At 73.7% G+C, this 18,826-nt stretch carries 20 protein-coding genes; 15 read left to right on the forward strand and 5 right to left on the reverse strand.

The window, feature by feature from the left end:
- Window positions 1-27: 27 nt before the first annotated feature.
- Together M4D82_RS25950 and M4D82_RS25955 are read right to left on the reverse strand one after the other, a co-directional pair.
- Window positions 28-921 (reverse strand): class I SAM-dependent methyltransferase, encoded by an 894-nt coding sequence (locus M4D82_RS25950; RefSeq protein WP_249768336.1) that lies wholly within the window; start codon window positions 919-921, stop codon window positions 28-30.
- A 34-nt stretch (window positions 922-955) separates the two neighbouring features.
- Window positions 956-2,227 (reverse strand): aspartate aminotransferase family protein, encoded by a 1,272-nt coding sequence (locus tag M4D82_RS25955; protein ID WP_249768337.1) that lies wholly within the window; start codon window positions 2,225-2,227, stop codon window positions 956-958.
- Window positions 2,228-2,459: 232 nt separating this feature from the next.
- Between M4D82_RS25955 and M4D82_RS25960 the strand changes: the two genes are divergently transcribed.
- The 14 genes from M4D82_RS25960 to M4D82_RS26025 all read left to right on the forward strand — a co-directional run bounded on the left by M4D82_RS25960 (window position 2,460) and on the right by M4D82_RS26025 (window position 15,408).
- Window positions 2,460-3,503, forward strand: a complete 1,044-nt coding sequence (locus M4D82_RS25960) for a hypothetical protein (RefSeq protein WP_249768338.1) — start codon at window positions 2,460-2,462, stop codon at window positions 3,501-3,503.
- Entirely contained in the window at window positions 3,500-4,069 is a 570-nt protein-coding gene (locus M4D82_RS25965; RefSeq protein ID WP_249768339.1) for a hypothetical protein, read from the forward strand. Before M4D82_RS25960 ends, M4D82_RS25965 begins: the two co-directional genes overlap by 4 nt.
- A gap of 111 nt (window positions 4,070-4,180) precedes the next feature.
- On the forward strand, window positions 4,181-5,038 hold the full coding sequence (locus M4D82_RS25970) for an ABC transporter ATP-binding protein (protein ID WP_249768340.1): 858 nt from the start codon (window positions 4,181-4,183) through the stop codon (window positions 5,036-5,038).
- Entirely contained in the window at window positions 5,031-5,813 is a 783-nt protein-coding gene (locus M4D82_RS25975) for an ABC transporter permease (protein ID WP_249768341.1), read from the forward strand. The genes M4D82_RS25970 and M4D82_RS25975 overlap by 8 nt, the downstream gene beginning before the upstream one ends.
- Before the next feature lie 63 nt (window positions 5,814-5,876).
- The gene (locus M4D82_RS25980; RefSeq protein ID WP_249768342.1) at window positions 5,877-6,533 is read left to right on the forward strand and encodes an HAD family hydrolase; all 657 of its coding nucleotides are present in this window, start codon (window positions 5,877-5,879) and stop codon (window positions 6,531-6,533) included.
- 112 nt (window positions 6,534-6,645) lie between these two features.
- The gene (locus M4D82_RS25985) at window positions 6,646-7,785 is read left to right on the forward strand and encodes an acyl-CoA dehydrogenase family protein (RefSeq protein WP_249768343.1); all 1,140 of its coding nucleotides are present in this window, start codon (window positions 6,646-6,648) and stop codon (window positions 7,783-7,785) included.
- Between the two features lie 39 nt (window positions 7,786-7,824).
- Window positions 7,825-8,268, forward strand: coding sequence for a type II toxin-antitoxin system RatA family toxin (locus M4D82_RS25990; protein WP_249768344.1), 444 nt, complete (start codon window positions 7,825-7,827; stop codon window positions 8,266-8,268).
- Window positions 8,265-9,278: an NAD-dependent epimerase/dehydratase family protein gene (locus M4D82_RS25995; RefSeq protein WP_249768345.1), complete on the forward strand. Its 1,014-nt coding sequence runs from the start codon at window positions 8,265-8,267 to the stop codon at window positions 9,276-9,278. Before M4D82_RS25990 ends, M4D82_RS25995 begins: the two co-directional genes overlap by 4 nt.
- Before the next feature lie 47 nt (window positions 9,279-9,325).
- Window positions 9,326-10,393, forward strand: coding sequence for a hypothetical protein (locus tag M4D82_RS26000; protein WP_249768346.1), 1,068 nt, complete (start codon window positions 9,326-9,328; stop codon window positions 10,391-10,393).
- Window positions 10,394-10,435: 42 nt separating this feature from the next.
- Entirely contained in the window at window positions 10,436-11,626 is a 1,191-nt protein-coding gene (locus tag M4D82_RS26005) for a methionine adenosyltransferase (protein WP_249768347.1), read from the forward strand.
- Window positions 11,623-12,636, forward strand: a complete 1,014-nt coding sequence (locus M4D82_RS26010; protein WP_249768348.1) for a nucleoside-diphosphate kinase — start codon at window positions 11,623-11,625, stop codon at window positions 12,634-12,636. Before M4D82_RS26005 ends, M4D82_RS26010 begins: the two co-directional genes overlap by 4 nt.
- Entirely contained in the window at window positions 12,633-13,421 is a 789-nt protein-coding gene (locus tag M4D82_RS26015) for an SDR family NAD(P)-dependent oxidoreductase (RefSeq protein ID WP_249768349.1), read from the forward strand. Before M4D82_RS26010 ends, M4D82_RS26015 begins: the two co-directional genes overlap by 4 nt.
- Window positions 13,422-13,425: 4 nt before the next feature.
- Entirely contained in the window at window positions 13,426-14,235 is an 810-nt protein-coding gene (locus tag M4D82_RS26020) for a histidinol-phosphatase (RefSeq protein ID WP_249768350.1), read from the forward strand.
- 30 nt (window positions 14,236-14,265) lie between these two features.
- On the forward strand, window positions 14,266-15,408 hold the full coding sequence (locus M4D82_RS26025) for a P-loop NTPase family protein (protein ID WP_249768351.1): 1,143 nt from the start codon (window positions 14,266-14,268) through the stop codon (window positions 15,406-15,408).
- A gap of 25 nt (window positions 15,409-15,433) precedes the next feature.
- Here M4D82_RS26025 and M4D82_RS26030 read toward each other — a convergent pair whose 3' ends face one another.
- Window positions 15,434-16,375 carry an AraC family transcriptional regulator gene (locus M4D82_RS26030; RefSeq protein ID WP_249768352.1) on the reverse strand — a complete coding sequence of 314 codons (942 nt, stop codon included), beginning with the start codon at window positions 16,373-16,375 and terminating at the stop codon, window positions 15,434-15,436.
- A gap of 142 nt (window positions 16,376-16,517) precedes the next feature.
- On the opposite strand from M4D82_RS26030, the gene M4D82_RS26035 reads away from it, so the two are divergent.
- Window positions 16,518-17,234 carry an SDR family oxidoreductase gene (locus tag M4D82_RS26035; RefSeq protein WP_249768353.1) on the forward strand — a complete coding sequence of 239 codons (717 nt, stop codon included), beginning with the start codon at window positions 16,518-16,520 and terminating at the stop codon, window positions 17,232-17,234.
- A gap of 27 nt (window positions 17,235-17,261) precedes the next feature.
- Here M4D82_RS26035 and M4D82_RS26040 read toward each other — a convergent pair whose 3' ends face one another.
- Both M4D82_RS26040 and M4D82_RS26045 read right to left on the reverse strand, forming a co-directional pair.
- Window positions 17,262-18,242, reverse strand: coding sequence for a phosphotransferase (locus M4D82_RS26040; protein ID WP_249768354.1), 981 nt, complete (start codon window positions 18,240-18,242; stop codon window positions 17,262-17,264).
- On the reverse strand, window positions 18,239-18,805 hold the full coding sequence (locus M4D82_RS26045; protein WP_249768355.1) for an AAA family ATPase: 567 nt from the start codon (window positions 18,803-18,805) through the stop codon (window positions 18,239-18,241). Before M4D82_RS26045 ends, M4D82_RS26040 begins: the two co-directional genes overlap by 4 nt.
- Window positions 18,806-18,826 lie beyond the last annotated feature (21 nt).

Here is an 18,826-nt window from a genome sequence, read left to right on the forward strand (position 1 = left end):
GCGACCGCCGCCGGGGGCGGCGTCACGTCAGGCCCGCCGCGCCGTGATCAGGGCGGGCGACAACCGGCCCGCCAGGTACTCCGCGCGGGCCGCCGTGAGGGTGTCGCGGATGAGGTCGGCCGGCGCGGCCCCGTAGATCCCCGCGACACTGCCCCGGAAGATCCGGACCACCTTCAACCGGTCCGACAGCAACGCCACCGCCCAGTCCGCCAGATCACGCCGGACCACGTCCACGAAGCCCGCGCGTTCCACCTGCCGCAGCCGCTCGGCCAGCGGGGTCGTGAAGAACACCCCGCGCGGATGGGTGACGCGGAACGCCTCCGACGGCCCGTCCGCGCCGGGCGTCAGGCTCACCTCCTCGGTCAGGGCGAGCAACCCGCCGGGGCGCAGGAGCCGTCCGGCCTCGCGTACGACCGCGCCCGGCGCGGGAAAGTGCGGCATGGATCCCGTGATCAACACGACGTCGAGCGAGGCGTCGGCGAGGGGAACGGCCTCGGCCGAGGCGCACAGGGCCGTCATCGCGGTGCGGCCCTGCGCCCGGTTGATGTTCCGGCCGACCGCGCAGTGTTCGGGGACGAGATCGACTCCGAAGGCGCGCCGCACCGGCGACCCGCCGGCGGCGATCCGGTCCACGGTGTACCGCAGGGCGCCCCCGAATCCGCTGCCCAGCTCGCACAGATCGGCGGTCGGCCCGCCGCGGTCGAGGACGGCCGCGGCGACCAGGTCACAGCCTTGCGGCCCGAAGTGCCCCATCTGGTCGAGGCCCAGCAGCCCGGCGGGCCCCTCCTCGCCGGTGAACTCGACGATGGAGCGCTCGGTGCGCTCCCAGTCGTGGAGCGCCGGGAAGAGGTCCCGGTGGTAGCGGTACTGGACCTCGCGCTGCTCGCTCGCCGGATCGGCGGCGGGTCCGCTGTGCGGCACGGTGACGCTCCTTCGGGTCGACGTTCGCCGGGCGCTACCGGGGCCCGGGTCCGGGGGGTCGGAACTCGTCGGGCACGGCCGCGCAGACGGCGTCGAGGATCGCGAGGGCCTCCTCGGCCTCCTCGTCCGAGGCGATCAGGGGCGGCAGCAGCCGCAGCACCTCCGGCCGGCCCAGGCAGGGCGAGACCACGAGCCCCCTGCGGCCCAGCTCCATCAACACCTCCCCGGCCGTCGCGGCGGTGGTGAACTCCACGCCCCACAGCAGGCCCCGGCCGCGCACCTCGGCGATCAGGTCCGGGTGCCGCCCGGCGATCCGGGCCAGGCCGCCGGAGAAGAGGTCGGCCAACCGCGCGCCGCGCGGCGCGAGTTCCTCGATCGCCGTCAGGGTGGCGAGACCGGTCGCCGCGCCCAGCGGATGCCCGGAGAACGTCGTGGTGTGCGTGAACGGGTCGGCGGTCAGCGGCGCGTACAGCTCCGGCGTGGCCAGGACGGCGGACACCGGCTGGACGCCGCCGCCGAGGGCCTTGCCCAACAGCACGGCGTCGGGTCGCATCCCGAGGTCGGCACTGACCAGCCGGGGTCCGCACCGGCGCAGCCCGGTCTGGATCTCGTCGGCGAGGACGAAGGCGCCGTGCGCGTGCGCGGCGTCGGCGAGGGCCCGCAGGAATCCGGGCTCCAGGGGCCGCACCCCGCCCTCGCCCTGGACCGGCTCCACGAGGACGGCGGCCACGTCACCGGGCCCGAAGGCCGCCGGGAGCGCCGACACGTCGGCCGGGATGTGGCTCACCCCGCCGAGCAGCGGCTCCAACGAGCGCCGGTAGCGGGCGTTCCAGGTCGCGGCCAGCGCGCCGAGGGACTTGCCGTGGTAGGCGCCCTCGATCGCGATCACCCGCGTGCGGCCGGTGGCCAGGCGGGCCAGCTTCAGCGCCGCCTCCACCGCGTCGCACCCGTTCAGCCCGAGCCACACCTTCGTCAGCCGCTCCGGCTCGGCCCAGGCCACGAGAGCGCGGGCGAGTTCGGCGGTCGTCCCGTTGGCCAGGACGCGGCTGGACACCGGCATCGCGTCCAGTTCACGGCGTACGGCTGCCAGTACGGCGGGGTGGCGCTGCCCGAGGAGGGTCACCGCGTAGCTTCCGAAATCGAGCGCGCCGCGGCCGTCGGACAGCCGCAGCCGGGCCCCTTCGCCGCTGCTCTCGATGGCACCGCAACCGTTCATGCCGTAGACCAGGGCCAATTGGGGCGACTGGTGCCTGCGCGTCGCGTCGAGCGCGCCCCGGGCGGTCCCGCGTCCGTCGGTCGCGTCCACCGCCACCGTCCTCTCCTGATCCGGCGTCGACCGGTCCGGCGTCGACCGGTCCGGCGTCGACCGGTCCGGCATCGACGTCCAGGCACGGTTCTAGCGCTCCGCCGCGCCCGCTGAGAAGTCGCGTTCCGGCTGCCGGAACGTTCGTTGCCAGGCATCCGCGGCTGCTGGAAGCCTGGGCGAGCCTGAGGGAGTTCCGCGCCGGAAGAATTTTCGGAAAGGTGCACCGACCGCAATGGAGACCACCACGGCACGCGCCGCCGCATTCCCGACCGGCGCCGTTCTGGAGGAACGCCTGGACGCGTTCCTCGCGGAGCGCGGGATCACCCGCGACGCGGTCCGCCGGGAAGTGGACCAGGGCGTCGGCAGTCCGGTGCTCGCCGTCGTCGCCGGATCGGTGCTCGCCGGTTTCGGCAACCACCGCAGCGACCTCGACCTGCTCGTCCTCGTGGAGAGCGAGAGGCTCACCCGCTTCCCCGTCCAGTCCCACGAGCACGGCACGCTGATGGACGTCAACTTCCGCCGGGCGAGCGCCGTCCGGGACACCACGGCCGCCCTGCGCACCGACCCCTGGCCCCGGTTCGACTCGGTCGACGAAGCCGGCTGGAACCACCGGCGCCGCGCCCTCAACACCGCGAACCGGCTGGCCCTCGGGCTGCCGCTCGTCGCCGCGCCGCCCTGGGACGCCTGGCACGAGGCCCTGCGCCGCCCGTGGCTCGCCGAGGTCGTGGAGCAGTGGTGGACGGTGGAGGCGCACCGGCTCGCCCAGGCCGCCCGCTGGCTGCTGCCCGCCAAGCCGATGGCCGCCGCCGCCCGCGCCCGGGAGGCGGTCGTCGCCGCGCTGAGCGCGCGGGCGGCGGCCGGCGGGGAGACGTACTTCGCCGCCAAGTGGGTGGGGGAGAAGCTCAAGGCACTGGACGACACCGAGGGCCTGACCGTCCTGCGCGACGCGTTGACGCCCCCGCTCGACCCCGGGGAGCGGGCGGCGCACTGCCTGGCCCACGTCGACCGGTTGGCCGGCGAGCCCGCGTCGCTGCACGCGGTGCTGCGCTGGTCCACCGGCGTCGGAACCACCGTGCTGGAGGACCGTACGGTCGTGGACCGCTGGCAGCTGCGCGCCCTGGAGGTGCTCCGCGCGGACCTGCCGGCCGCGGACAGCGACGCGGTCATCTGGTCGGGCCCCCTCGGCTCCGCCCTCCCGGACGACCTGGCCCCGCTGTTCGCCGGCGACATGGTGTGGCTGGGCGTCGCCCGACCCGATCCGGAGGTCCCCGCGTGACGTCCCCCGCCGATGCCCCCGCCGATGCCCCCGTGGTCGCCCCCGTGGTCGCCGCGACCGACCTGCGCCGGCTCCTCGCGTTCCGGGCCCACGGCGCGGCCCGCCTGCTGCTCGGCTGCCGGGCCCGCCTGGAGGACGTGGAGGGTGCCACCCTCGCCGGCCAGAGCGAGGTCGCCGTCCTCATGGCGTACGAGCTCGTCCAGCTGTCCCTGTCCGTACGCGGCCTGCGCACGCGGGGCGAGCTGAGCTACGGGCGCGACGAGGCCGCCCACGACCCGTTCGCGGGCGTGCCGGACGCGGAGATCGAGGCCGGGCTGGCCCTCGTCGCGGAGGGCCGGGAGGCCGCGAACGGCGAGGACGGGCGCGGCGATGAGTGGCTGGGGCGGCTGCGCGCGCACCTGCGGGAGACCGAGGCCCTCCTCGGGTACCGCGAGCCGCTGCCCGACGTACGGTCCGCCGCCGGTCTGATGAAGGGCTTCAAACTCGCCCGGACCTGGCAGCCCCACCTGGCGCGCGTCGGCCTCCCCGACCTCCTCCCGGACGCCTGGACCCGGCGTGTCGACTGACCCCGGCGCCGCCCGCGCCCGCCCGCCGCCGCCGCCGCCGCCCCGCCCGCCGCACCCCTGACCCTGCGCGGCGTCGGCAAGCGGTACGGCGCCACGACGGCCCTGGACGACGTGACGCTGGACATCGCCGAAGGCGAGGTCGTGGGCCTGATCGGGCACAACGGCGCGGGCAAGACGACGCTGATGTCCCTGGTCGCGGGACTGCTGCGGCCCGACGCGGGGGAGATCGAGGTACTCGGGACCTCCCCGGCCCGCGACCCGCGCCGGGCCCGCCTCCGCCTCGGCCTCGCCCCCCAGGAACTGGGCGTCTACCCGCCCCTGACCGTCCGGCAGAACCTGCGCTTCTTCGCGGAACTCGCCGGCCTGCGCCGCCGCGAGATCGCCCGGCGGATCGAGGAGGTCGCCGAACCGCTCGGCCTCGCCGACCTGCTCGAACGCCGCGTCGCCCGGCTCTCCGGCGGCGAGCAGCGACGCGTGCACACCGCCCTGGCCCTGCTGCACCGACCGAGGCTGCTCCTGCTCGACGAGCCGACCGCGGGCGTCGACGTCGAGACCCGGGCCCGGCTCATCGCGTACGTCCGCGAACTCGCCGCGGGCGGCACGGCGGTCTGCTACTCCACCCACTACCTCGGCGAGGTCGAAGACCTCGACGCGAGCGTGGCCGTGCTCGAACGCGGCCGGCTCGTCGCGCGCGGCACGATCGACGAACTCGTCCGCGCGCACGGCGAGGGCGCGGTGGAACTCTCCTTCTCCGGCCCCGCGCCCGCGCTGCGCGTGCCCTGGCCGGTGACCCGCGCCGACTCCGTCCTGCGCGTCCACGCCCGGGACCCGCACCTGGCCGCGCCCCAGGTGCTCGCGGCCCTCGGCGAATCGACGCCGCCGCTGGTCAACCTCCGGGTGGTCCGGCCCGGCCTGGAGAGCGTGTTCCTGCACCTGACGGGCGCCGCCGAGGCGGGTCGCCATGGGTGACGGAGCCCCGGGCCGGATCGCCGCCCTCGTCCGGCAGGACTGCCGGCTGCTCGTACGCGACCCCGCGCCGCTGGTCGTCCGTACGGTCATGCCCCTGCTGATCATGGCCTTCATGCTGCCGCTGTTCCGCACGGCGCTGCGGGCCGACGACGTACCCGACGCCACGGGAGCCGAACAGGCCGTGCCCGGCATGGCGGTGATGTTCCTCTTCTTCCTCGTCACCGTCGTGGGCTTCGCGATGTTCCGGGAGCACGGCTGGAACACCTGGGACCGGCTCCGGGCGGGCCCCGCCCGGCCGTTCGAGCTGATCGCGGGCCGGGTCGTGGTGCCGCTCGCCGTCGCGGTGGTGCAGCTGGCCGTGGTGTTCGTCGCGGGCGGGCTGCTGTTCGACCTGCGGGTACGCGGCCCCTGGCTCGCCCTCGTCGTGGTGGGCGTACCCCTCGCGCTGTGCGTGGTGCTGGTCGGCCTCGCGCTGGTGGCGCTCTGCCGGACGATCGCCCAGCTCAGCGTCTTCGCCAACCTCCTCGCGCTCCTCTTCGCCGGCCTCGGCGGCGCGCTGACCCCACTGTCCGCGCTGCCGCAGTGGGCGCGCCCGCTCGCCCCGGGCGTGCCCAGCTACTGGGCGATGCGCGGCTTCTCCACCGTCATCCTCGACGGCGGCGGCGTGCGCGCGGTGCTGCTCCCGGCCGGGGTCCTGTGCGCGTTCGCGGCCGGCCTGACCGTCGTGACCCTGCTCTTCCTCCGGGCCCACCACCGCAAGCTGTCGTGGTCCTGAAGCGGGCCGGCCGCGACAGCCCACCGCGCGACAGCCCATCCTGCGACATCCGAGAGGGGCGCCATGCCCGCCGTCGTGGTCTTCGACTGTTTCGACACCGTCGTCCTGTCCCGCCCGCTCCCGGGCCCCGAGTGGTTCACCTCCTGCCTCGCCGACGTCCTGGCCCTGGACGCGCGGTGCGCCGGGGAGGTCGTCCACACGGTCTTCGGCGCCGTCCTCGCCGCGATGGCGGACCGCTCCGCGCTCCAGCCATCGACCCTCGGCCTGTTGGAGGCGGCCCTGCGGGAGCGGGGCGAGCGGCGAGAGCGCGCCGACCTGGAGGAGGCCCTGTGGCACGCGCTGGGCGGCGCGGATCCCGAGCACTACGCGTTGTGCGCGCCGGCGGCGGACGCGATGCGCCGGCTCGCGGCCGCCGGGCACACCGTTCGCCTCCTGTCCAACTGCTACCTGCCCGGCACCCTCATGGAACGGCTCCTGCGCCGGCTGGAGGTGCCCGAGGTGTACGACCGGGCCCTGTTCACGGCCGACGGCGGGCCGAAGAAACCCGATCCCCGCGCCTTTCGGTTCATCGGCGAGGGCGCGTTCGAGCGGCGCGTCATGGTCGGGGATTCCGAGGAACTCGACATCGAACCGGCCCGCGCCCTCGGCTGGGACACCGTACGCGTGGAGCCGGGAAAACCCGACCTCACGGAACTCCTCGCGCTATGGGAGCGCCCCTGAGGATTCGTGTTCCGCACAAAGAAACACCTGCTGATAAGAGCCCCACGCTCGCCCTATGTTCATCCCGTACCGCACCGGAATTCCCCGCCCGCGCCCGTCCGGAAGGAGAGGCATGACGGAAAGCGCCGAGGCCCCCCACCTGGCCCTCCTGAACGCCGGCTGGAGCACGCTCTGGACGCCGGCGCCGGCCCGCGAGGGCGCCACCGGCCCCGACCGCATCCGCGCCCTGACCGCGAGCGGCTACGCGGCCCTGCCGATCCCCCGCGAGTTCGGCGGGGCGGGCGCGAGCCTGGTCGAAGTGGCCGCCGCGCAAAGGTCGTTGGGCATGGCCGACCCCTCCGCCGCGATCGCCCTCAACATGCACGCGTTCACCGTCGGGCTGATGGCCGACTACTGGCAGCGCCACCGTGACTCCAGTTGGATGCTGCTGGAGGGGATCGCCCAGACCGGCGCCCTCGTCGCGTCCGCGTTCGCCGAGCCGGGCGGCAGCCCGAATTTCATGAGCAGCCGCTCCGAGGCGGAGCAGACCGCCAAGGGGTACCGCGTCCGCGGGGTGAAGTTCCCCTGCTCCCTCGCGACCACGGCCACCCTCGTGTGCCTGACGGCCCGGGTCAGCGGGACGGACGACACGATCCTCGCCCTGTGCCCCCGCTCATCGCCCGGCCTCACCGTCGAGGGGGAGTGGGCCTCCCTCGGCATGACGGACTCGGACACGGCCCGCCTCGTCCTGCGGGACGTCGAACTGGACGACCGGCTCGTCTTCCACCGGGGCCCCGCCGACGTCATCGACGAGAACGTGATCTCCGGCACGACCTGGTTCGCCGTCCTGCTGAGCGCCACCTACCACGGCGTGCTGAGCGGGCTGCTGGACGTGGCGTACCGCCAGGTGATCCGGGCGGGCGCGTACGGGCCGAGGACCGCCCTCCTCGGCCGCGCCACCCGCGAACTGCTGACCCTCGGCGGAGCCTGCCGCCAACTCGCCGCGGACTTCACCTCCGGCGCGCTCGCGGGACGGGCGGCCCTGGCCGCGGCCGTCGGGCTGCGCGCCTCGCTCAGCGACACCCGCGACCGGGTCCTGGCCGCCGTCACCCCGGTCGTCGGCAGCCGGCTCTACGGACGCGGACAGCCGGCCGCCGCCCTCCTGGTCGACTCGCTCGCCGTCCACCACCATCCGCCGTCGCTCCTGACCTGCGACGAGGCGGTCGGCGCCTTCTGCACGGGACGAGAGATCAGCTTCGACCCGGCCGGCTGAGCCGCCCGCCCCCACCCTGCCCGAAGGAGACCCGGAGCCATGCCCCACGTCGAGGTCAACCTGCCCATCAAGGCCCCGGCGGCCGACGCCTGGCGAGCCGTCACCCGGCTGGAGGACTACGCCGAGTACATGGAGAACGTCGAGTCGGTGACCGTCCTCGGGGAGACGGAATCCGGCACCCGCACCAGCGAATGGTCGGTCCTGCTGAAGGGATCCGTCCTCGAATGGGTGGAGGAGGACGAGCTCGACGAGGTGAACCGCGTCATGTCGTTCACCCAGGTCTCCGGAGACCTCGACGAGTTCACCGGGTACTGGCGCGTCGACGACCGCGGCGACGGCGGCTCCGTCGTCGTCTTCTCCGTCGACTTCGAGATCGGCATACCCCTGCTCGCCGACATGCTGAACCCCGTCGCCGCCAAGGCCCTGCGCGAGAACTCCGAGCACATGCTCCGGGCCATCGAGCGGCGGATCACGGTGTCGTGAGCGAGCCCGTACGCATCCTCGTGACCGGCGCCACCGGAGCCGTGGGCGCCGCCCTGACGCGCGCGCTGGACGCGGCCGGCCACCGCCCGCACGGCGTCAGCCGGCGCGGCGGAACGGGACCCCGTCAGCACACCTGGAGCGCCGGCCTGGAGGAGCCGCCGCCCGCACTGCGCCGCACCTGGGACGTGGTGGTGCACTGCGCCGCCGACACCCGTTGGAACCTCCCCGAAGAGGAGGCCGAGCGGGCCAACGTCGCCCCCCTGCGGGCGGTCCTGGGCCTGGCGGCCCCCGGGACCCATTTCGTCCACCTTTCCTCCTCCTACGTCACGGGCCTGACCGGGGACATCCGCTCGCCCTCCCCGGCGGCGTACCGCAACTCCTACGAATGGTCCAAGGCCAGGGCCGAACGGCTGGTCCACGCCGAGCGCGACAGCGCCGACATCGTGCGCTTCCCCGTGGTGATGGGGGCGCGCGCCGACGGCTCCCTGGACCGTTACAGCGGCTTCTTCTGGCTCCCGTCCTCCCTGTGCAGCGGCGCCGTCCCGGCGATGGTGGCCGAGGAGAAGGCACTGCTGGACATCGTCAGCACCGACGACGTCGCCGACCACGTCGTCCGCCTCGTCGCCGGCGGCCCGCCGACGGGCAGGCGGCTGTCGATCCTGGGCCGGGGCGAGGACGCCCAGCCGGTGGCCGAGGTGTTCGAAACGGTCCGCGCCGCCCTCAACTCCTGGCGCGCCGAGCACGGCGTGCCCGCGCTGGACCGCCTCCCGTCCATGACCCCCGAACAGTGGAACCGCTTCTACCTGCCCTTCGCCGAAGAGCACCTGGACCGGGCGCAACTGCTCCGGGTGACCGCGTTCCGCGCCTACCAGGGCTACCTGTCGGTCACGGAGCCGTTCGCGGTCACCCACCGGGTGCCCGACACGGTCGAGGTGCTCCACCGCTCGATACGCCGCTGGGCCGAGACCCACCAGAGCTCCGCCCGCCGGGTCCCCCGGGCGTGGAGTTGAGCCGCCGGTTCGGAGTGTTGCCGTTCGCCCAGAAAGGAACAACCGCCATGAGGAACATACGTGTCGCACTCGCCGGCGCCGGGAACTGCGCATGGAGCTTCGCCCAGTTCGTCGCCCTGGCCCAGGCGGATCCCGACACCCGGCTGCCGGGGCTGATGTGCCACACGCTGGGCGGCTACCGCCTCGCCGACGTGACGATCGTCGCCGCCTTCGACGTGGACGCGGCGAAGGTGGGACGGCCCCTCGCACAGGCGTTCACCGCCCCGGCCATCTCCGCGACGGGCTTCACCGCGCTCGGCGCCGACCGGGACTCCCCGGTCCTGCCGGCGCCGCTCCTCGACGGCCTCGTCGGCCCGCTGGGCGCCGTGGTGGAACCGGCGCCCGCCGTACGGGACGCGACCCCCGAGCACGTGGCCAAGGCGCTGATCGAGCACGAGGTCGACGTCCTGGTCATCGCCCTGCCCACCGGCGCCTCCCAGGCCATCCGGATGTTCGCCCACGCCGCCCTCGCCGCCGGGACGGCCGTCGTCAACTGCACCCCCGAGGAACTCGCCCGGGACGCCGCCGTAAGCCGCCGCTTCGCCGACGCCGGGGTGGTCCTCCTCGGGGACGACCTGCGCAGCCACCTCGGCGCGACCTGCCTGCACACCGCGCTCATCGAACTGCTCCTCAGCCGCGGACTGGAACTGGCCAGCACCTACCAGCTCAACGTCGGCGGGAACACCGACTTCCTGAACCTCGCCGACGCCGGCCGCTCCGCCTCCAAGTTCACCTCGAAGGCCAACGCCCTGCGCGCCGCCGGCATGACCGACGTCGACGGCGTCGCCGGCCCCACCGGATTCATCGGACACCTCGCCGACACGAAGCTGTGCTTCGCCAACGTCACGGCGCGCTCCGTGCTCGGCTCCGAGGTGCGGATCGACATCAAACTCACCGTCGAGGACAGCCCCAACGCCGCCGGCGTCATCGCCAACGCCGTGCGTGCCGCCAAGACCGCCGGCGACCGCGGCCTGTCCGGCACGGTGGACGGCCCCTCACCCCTGCTCTTCAAGAGCCCCCCGAACGGCCTGCCCGAATCCGATGCCAGGACCGCGTTCCTGGACTTCGCCTCCTGAGGCTCCCCCCCGGTCATCGAAGAGAGAGACGGTCAACGGTCAATGCTGTCGACGCAAAGGGACTTCCGCTCGGTCGAGGACCTGCCCTACGAGCTGGTCGAACGCAAGGGAACGGGACACCCGGACACCATGTGCGACGCCATCGCGGAGCGCATGTCCCGCTACTACTCCCTCCACTGCCTCAAGGAGTTCGGCGGGGTCGCCCACCACTGGTTCGACAAGGTCACGCTCTACGGCGGCGGCGCCGACACCGGTTACGGGCGCGGCGAACTCACCTCCCCCTACCGGGTGATGGTCTTCGGCAAGGCGGCCTTCCGCGTCGGATCCGCCGAGATCCCCGTCCAGGAGCTCGTCTTCCGCGCGGCGGCCGACGTACTGGCCGAGGTCACCACCGGCTTCGACCCGGCCCGCCACCTGGTCGTCGAACTCGGCGTCGTCGACCACCAGGGCTCGGGCCGGGGCCGCTCCCGCTACCAGCCCGCCTCCCCGGCGGACCTCGTCCCGCTGCGCTCCGGCGGACTGGTCTCCAACGACACCAACCTGCTCCACGGCTACGCCCCGCTCTCCTGCCTGGAGAACGTGGTGCTCGGACTGGAGCACCTGATCAACGGGACCGCCTTCAAGCAGCGGCACCCGGACTCGGGCTGGGACGTCAAGGTGTTCGGCAGCCGGCGGGGCGACGCGTTCAGCCTGGTCGTCAACATGCCCTTCCTGGCGGCCCACATCGAGTCCATGGACCACTACCTGGCGCGCAAGGCGGTCGTCCTGGCCGAACTGGAGGAGTACGTCGCCGCGCGGGGCATCCGCGACTGCCGGCTCCTGATGAACGCCACCGACCGCAACGGCCGCCCCTACCTCACCGCGCTCGGCTCCGTCGCCGACACCGGCGACGTGGGCGTCGTCGGCCGGGGGAACCGCGTCAACGGACTCATCACCCCCATGCGCCCCATGAGCATCGAGGCACCCGCCGGCAAGAACCCGCTCGACCACACCGGGAAGATCTACAACGTCATGGCCATGAGGCTGGCCCGACAGGTCCACGAGGAATTCGGCGGACCGGCGCAGGTGCACATCTTCACCTCCAAGGAAGCCCCGCTGGAGCGCCCGGACGAGGTCGTCGTGACCACCCCCGACGCGGACGAATCCGCCCTGCGGACCCTCGTGGAGACCACCGTCGCGAGCTCGGCCGACCTGACGGTCGAGCTGATCGAGACGGGCATCACCCTGTGGTGAGCGGGAAGGGTACGCGCACCCTCGTCGCCCGGACGCGCGCCACCGGCCTGCGCACCGACACCGGACCGCCCCCGACCGCCCTGCCGGACACCGGCAGCCACTTCGTGGTCCTGCTCAAGCCGGAGGTCATGACCCCGGCCGCGGCCCCCGACATGGCCGCCGAGGCGATACGCGTGCTCGGCGCGCAAGAGGTGGCCGTACGGCGCGCCGCCGTCGTCCCGGCCGGGGAGTTCGCCGGACGCGGGTACCTGCTCCTGCACTACCCGCGCCTGCACCGGGTCGCCGCGGACGGACACCGGGCGCTCACCTCCGCCGCCCTCCGGGAACTGCGCGCGCTCGCGGAGGCCTCGGGGGCGGACGAGGTCCTGGGGGCGTACGAGGCGATGACCCGGGGCGCGCGCCTGACGCCGAGGGCCCTGGACGCGCGCTGTCGCGCCGCGGGCATCCACAAGCTGGGCTCGGGCTCCTACGCCTCCGTGACCGAGCTGAACGGTCGCCTCGTGACGGTGCTGAACGGCTTCCTGCCAGCCCTCGTCGAGGGGTACACCAGCGGCGTCGGCGCCCTGGTCGGCCTCCTCGAATGCCACAGCCGGCGCGAGATCGGCGCGTTGCGCGCCGAGGCCCTCGGCGCCCTCTGCCCGGCCGACGCCGCCCCGGGCTCCCTGCGCGCAGCCCTCGGCGCCCTGGCCCGCGAGCGGGGCATCGCCCTCTCCCAGGGGCGCAACGCCGTCCACCTGTCGGCGGGCCACCTGGAGGGCATGTTCCAGGCCTGGCGGTACTTCGCCGCGACCGACGGGCGCGGCGTCGAGAGCACCGGCTTCGGCGCGACGCTCGTCGGGCGGGGCGTTCCCCCGGCGGCCCTGGCCGAGCTGGCCGCCGACCACAACCTCGCCGAGGACTCAGGGGAGACGCTCTCCCCGCACGGCGCCACCGAGGGCCTGGGCCGCGCCGAAGCCCTGGGCCGCGTCGAGAACTGGATCGCGGGCGGAAAGGGACCGGTGACGACATGAGCACGCTCGACCGCGGACTCGCCGGACGGACCGCGCTGGTGACCGGCGGCGCCCAGGGCATCGGCGCGGCCGTGACCGCGCGGCTGTGCGCCGAGGGCTGCCGCGTCCTCGTCCTCGACAAGAGCGCCGAACACGGCCGGGAGGCGGTCAAACGGTGGCGCGAGGACGGCCACGCCGTGAGCCTGGCCGTCGGCGACGTGGTGGACGAGCAGGCGGTACGGGCGGCCTTCGCCGGACTGCCGGCCGGCTGGCCGCCGCCGACCCTGCTGGTGAACCTCGCCGCCGGCTTCGTCTTCAAGGGGCTGGACGCCACCCCCGAGGAGTGGCGCGCCGCACTGGACCCCACCATCGTCGGCCTGTCCCTGGTCACCCGGGAGTTCGTCGCCGCCCTGCCGCCGGACGCGACCGGGGCCGCGATCGTCAACATGGCCTCCATCTCGGCGCACATCGCGCAGAGCGGCTACCTCACCTACAACACCGGCAAGTCGGCCGTCCTCGGGTTCACCCGGTGCGCGGCGCAGGAACTGGCCCCCCGGGGCATCCGCGTCAACTCGGTGAGCCCCGGGACCGTGTGGAACGCCAACAACGAGCGCTACCACCGCGAGGCCCTCGGGCTCGACCGGGCCGCGGCGGAGGCCGCCCCCGAGCACGGCGGGAAGTTCCTCCTGGGACGGTTCGCGGACCCGGCCGAGATCGCGGCGCCGATCGCGTTCCTGCTGTCCGCCGAGGCGGGATTCATCACCGGGACCGACCTCCCGGTCGACGGCGGATACCTGGCGGTGTGACCACATGATCGATCTTCACACCCACCACCAGCGCTGCGGACACGCCACCGGATCGCTGCGCGACTACGTCACGGCCGCCCTGGACCGGGGGGTCAAGGTCCTCGGGCTCTCCGACCACACCCCGATGTTCGCGGAGGAGGAGGACCACGCGCTGCCGCGCGTGGCGATGCCCAAGTCGCGGTTCCCCTCCTACATCGCCGAGGCCCTCGCCCTCAAGGAGGAGTACGAGGGCAGCATCGAGATCCTCGTCTCCACCGAGGCCGACTTCTTCGCCGGTCGCATGGACCCGTACACGAAGGCGCTGAGCGGGTACCCCCTGGACTACGTCATCGGCTCGGTCCACATGTTCGAGGGGCGGGACATCTTCGACGTCACCCGGTGGGAGACCGTCGAGGAGGGCGAGCTGCCCGCCGTCAAGGCGCGCTACTTCCGGGCGATCGCCGCGTGCGCCCGCTCCCGACTGTTCCACGTCATGGGCCACGTCGACGCGCTGAAGGGCAACCACCCCCGGCTGGGCGCCGTGCCCGCGCCCGCCGCGGCCGACGAGATGCTGCGGGCGATCCGCGACTCCGGCGCCGTCATGGAGATCAACACCTCGGGCGGCACCAAGATGTGCGGGGGCTGGTACCCCGAGTTCGACCTCCTCGAACGGGCGCACCACTTCGGGGTCCCGATCACCTTCGGGTCCGACGCGCACGTGCCCGAACGGGTCTGCGACCAGTACCCGGAGGTGGTCAAGGTGCTCGGGGACATCGGGTTCCGGACCTGGACCACCTTCCGTCGCGGCGCCGCCGTGACCCGCCCGCTGCTCTGACCGCTCCGCCCGCCCTCCCCTGGAGTCTCCATGCTCGTCAGTGACCTCGTAGCCCGTGACCCGGACGGCGCGACCACCCGGTACCTGAGCGTCCGGGACCAGGCGTTGAAGATCGTCACCACCTCGCCCGAGGCCAATGGCCTGGTCTCGGAGACCTTCCACCCGCCGGGGATGCTCGGCGTCACCGAGACCCGCCCGCAGCCGGAGCCGGACCTCACCGTCGTCGACCTGGCCCAGGACCCCTCCGAGGTGGCCGAACTGCTCCGACAGGCGGCCGACACGGGCGAGCCCGGCGAGTACGAACTCACGCGCCACTTCCGCCAACCACGCTTCGACACCGACACCCACACGGTCTTCGTGCTCCGGGACGCCAACTCCGACGAGCCGGCCGCCCTGATCCGCACCGAGGGGCGCGCGACCCTCGTCCGCCCCCGCTCGGGCCTGGGGGACCGCTGGCTCACCCGGATCGTCCGCGACGTGTCCACCCGGATCGCCAAGGCGCAGGGCTCGCTGGTCCTGCACTCCTCCGCCTTCGTCCACGACGACGGCGCGTACCTGGTCATCGGCGACTCCGGGGCCGGGAAGTCCACGACGGCCATCGCCCTGGCCCGCCTGCTGCCCGCATCCGGCTGGATGGGCAACGACCGCATGCACCTCGACCGGCGCGCGCAGGGCTACGGGGTGACGGCCTGCCCGCTGCCGCTCGCCATCAACAAGGGCTCCCTCGACGTCATGGGCGTCACCGACTTCGCCTCCTGGTCCGTGCGGGCCGGCCTCCCGGCGGAGGGGTCGGACTGGGACCGCTTCCAGGGCGAGGACAAGCTGAAGCTGAGCTCGCGGGAGGTCGGCCGGTACCTCGGGGTCCGCGTCGTACCGCAGGCACCGCTCGCCGGAGTGATCCTGCCCCGGGTGGACCTCACGGCCGGCTACTCCTTCGACCCCGCGAGCCCCGCCCACGCCGCCGAGGTCATCACCCGCAACTGCTTCTCCCTGGACGACAACCTCTACGGCGAGGACTGGTTGGACGTCCCCGTCCGGCGGCGCGCGGCGCCCCCGTCCCTGGACGCCTTCCTGGAGCACCTCGCGAAACTCCCCGTCCTGCGCTGCTCCGTGGGCAGCGCCGCCGACGTGACGAGGCTCGCGGCGGACTTCACGGCCCACGTCCGCAAATAACCCCCCCAGTACCATCCGCCCGGTTCTATCCACTCGGTTCGTCGCCTGCCGCCGTGACCCGCTTGCGGTAGGCCCCCGGCGGCGACCCGAAGTGTCGTTTGAACGCTTTGGCGAAGGCGAACTCCGACGTGTACCCCGTGCGCTGCGCGATGGTGCTCAGCGGGGTCGGCGATCGGTGCAGCAACCGCGCCGCCGTGGCCATCCGCCAATTGGTCAGGTACGTCAACGGCGGCTCGCCGACCACCGAGGCGAAGCGGCGGGCGAACGCGGCGCGGGACAGCCCGGCGCGGGTGCCCAGGGACTCCACGGTCCAGGGATGGCCCGGATCGTCGTGGATCGCCTTCAGGGCCGGGGCGACCACCGGGTCGGTCAGCGCGGCCGCCCAACCCCGGGTCCGCTCCTTCGGCAGTTCGGCGTACCACGACCGGAGGATGTACAGCAGCAGCAGATCGATGAGCGCCGTGACGACCGCGTCCGAGCCCGGCCGCGGCGCGTGGAACTCGGCGCACAGCTGATCGACCGCCGAGCGCAGCACCGGGTGGCGGCCGGGGACCGCGGGGAGGTGGATGACCTCCGGCAGATCGCCGAACAGCGGATGCGGGCGATCGACGTCGATCGCGTACGCGCCGCACACCAGCACCGTGCGCGGCCCCGGTCCGTCCACGGTGAGCCGGCCGATGGGCGAGGAACGGTCCAGGCGGTCCGGTACGAAGTCCACCGGATCGCGGTCCGGCACGTCACACAGGGTGTGTCCGCTGCCGCGCCGCAGGAACACGATGTCGCCGGGTCCGAGCGCGATCGGTCGACCGTGCGGGGGCAGCAGGTGGCAGTGCCCTTCCACGACCACGTGGAATCCGGCTCCCGAGAGGGGCTGGAACCTCAGGGCCCACGGGGCGTGCGCATCGGTGCGGGTCACCATCGGGCGTCCCGTGCGCAGGACTTCGAGGGTGTCGCTCAGGATGTCCATGGCGCCACTCTAGTGCCGGTACGGCGAGACGATAGGACAGGGAATCGAGAGCTTGAGTTATTCATCGTCTCGATGGGGAGGCGTACGTTCTTGCCATGGCGGTGGTCGAATCCCGCACCGCCTCGACGAAGGAACGGATCCCATGTCACTGGCCGGCAAGAAGATCGTGATCATCGGTGGAACCTCCGGCATCGGCTTCGCGGTGGCCCGACAGGCCGCGGCCGCCGGCGCGGACGTCGTGGTCGCCTCCAGCAATCAGGACCGCGTGGACGCCGCGACGAAGCGGTTGGGCGAGCCGGCCGAGGGCCGCCGCCTGGACGTCGCCGACGGCAACGCCATCGCCGCGTTCTTCGAGCGGGTCGGGGAGTTCGACCACCTGGTCTACACCGCGGGCGAAGCCCTGCTGATCAAGCCGTTGGTCGACACCACCCCGCAGGAGGCCAGGGCCGTCTTCGAGCGCCGTTTCTGGGGCGCGTTCCTCTCCGCCCGGTACGCCGCACTGCGCCTGCGAGACGGCGGCTCGATCACTTTCAGCTCCGGCGTCCTCGCGATCCGCCCCCTGTCCGGAACCGCGCTCACGGCAGGTATCACCGGCGGCATCGAGGCCCTGTCCCGGGCACTGGCCGTCGAACTCGCCCCGCTGCGCGTCAACGTGATCCAGCCCGGTGTGATCCGTACCGAACTGTGGGACGGCAGTGTCCCGGACCCGGAGGCCTTCCTCCAGGGCGCCGGGTCCGAGCTGCTCACGCGGCGTGTCGGCACCGCCGAGGAAGCCGCGGCGGCCTATCTCTTCGTCCTGGCCAACGCCTACGTCACCGGCACCACCCTCGCGATAGACGGCGGCGCGGCCCTGGTGTGACACCGCCCCCACCCATACACGGGAGCACTAGCCGGCGGACCGCCCCGCCGCCCGCTCGGCGGCGGCCTCGGCCACCACCTCCAGGTTCCGCCGGAAGCGGGTCCAGAAGCGCAGCACCCAGCCGAGGTACCAGGTGCCCAGGTCCGCGTCACGCCGCCCGAGCAGGGTGACGTGGCCGTGCCTGGGCAGGAACCACAGGGCGCCGAGCCGGGCCAGGTCGACGGCGTTCGCGTACGGAAGGCCCAGCCGGGCGTGCAGCCGCTCCAGGAAGCGGCCCACCGCGCGCCCGTCCAGGACGAAGTCGCCCCGACCGAGGCGGCAGGAGAGCCACAGCGCCTTGCCCGCGTCGGCCGGCCGCCGGGAGAAGCCCGCCTCGTCCCAGTCGATCACGGTCAGCGCCCGGGACCCGTCGGACACGAGGTTGCGGCCGTGCAGATCGCCGTGGTGCACCAGCACCCCGTCCGGCCGCGTCAACCGCACGGCGCCGGCGCGCAGTTCCGCGAGGTGCTCGTCCACCGCGCACCCCAACGCCCCCCACTCGCCCGTCAGGAACGGCTCCGCGAGCGACCGCTCCGCCCGCGCGTCCGCCACCCACGGGGAGGCGTAGTCCCCGATCAGCTCCTCCTCGACCGCCACCCCCCGCCCGCGCGCCGCCAGGTCGGCGAGGACGTCGACCACCCGCGCGATGTGCTGCCGCGCGTCGTCCGAGGCCGCCCCCGGCGCGTACGGACGCACCACGACGAGCCGGGGCCGCGGCCCCGGGGCGAAGCCGAGGTCCAGCACCGGCGGGTACCACGGCAGCGCGCGCAGGGCGGCGTCGACCCGTTCGATCCGGCGGAACTCCCCGACGGAGGACCGCTCCGGGCAGTGCACCTTCACCGCGTACGGGCGGCCCCCGTACGCCACCCGGTAGGACGCGTTGAGGCCCCGGCCCTCCAGGGCCTCGGCGTCCCCCGCCCCCACGCGTGCCAGGGCGCCGCCGACGGTGAGCCCCGGGACCCCCGTCATGGCCGCTGGCCGCCCGCCGCCCCGCCCTCGAACCAGTCGGTCACCGCGGCGACGAGCACGTCCAGCGGCCGGGCACTGTCCAGTCGCAGCACCGGACAGGCGAGGCTCGCCAGCCAGCGCTCGTCCTTCGACTGCCGGGCCGGTACGTCGGTGTCCTCGTAGCCCCGCGCCCAGTCCATGAAGTCGTGATGGGCCGCCTCCAGTTCGCCGCCGGACGCGATGGTGTCCCCGTACCGGACGACCTCGCGGCGCATCAGACGCTCCATCCGGACGTCCGGGTCGATGGTCAGGAACACGACGCCGTCCGCCTGCGCGATGACGCTGTCGCCCCAGCCCCGCAGCGTCCCCGACAGTACCCAGGCGGACCGGGGCACGAACAGCGCGTTCATCAGCGCGAGCCGTTCCTCGACGGGGCGTTTGTGGGTGTAGGGCGGAGTGGTCGGCAGCCACAGGTAGTCGTCCACGTCCGCGTGCGCCGCCGCCCAGAGGGTCGCGAGCGCCCGACCGAGCGTCGTACTGCCCGCCCCGCTGGGCCCCGTGACGAGCAGTCGGTGCGTGTGCATCCGCCGCCTCCCCTCCCTCGG

This window comes from Streptomyces sp. RerS4 (assembly GCF_023515955.1).
Lineage (GTDB): Bacteria > Actinomycetota > Actinomycetes > Streptomycetales > Streptomycetaceae > Streptomyces.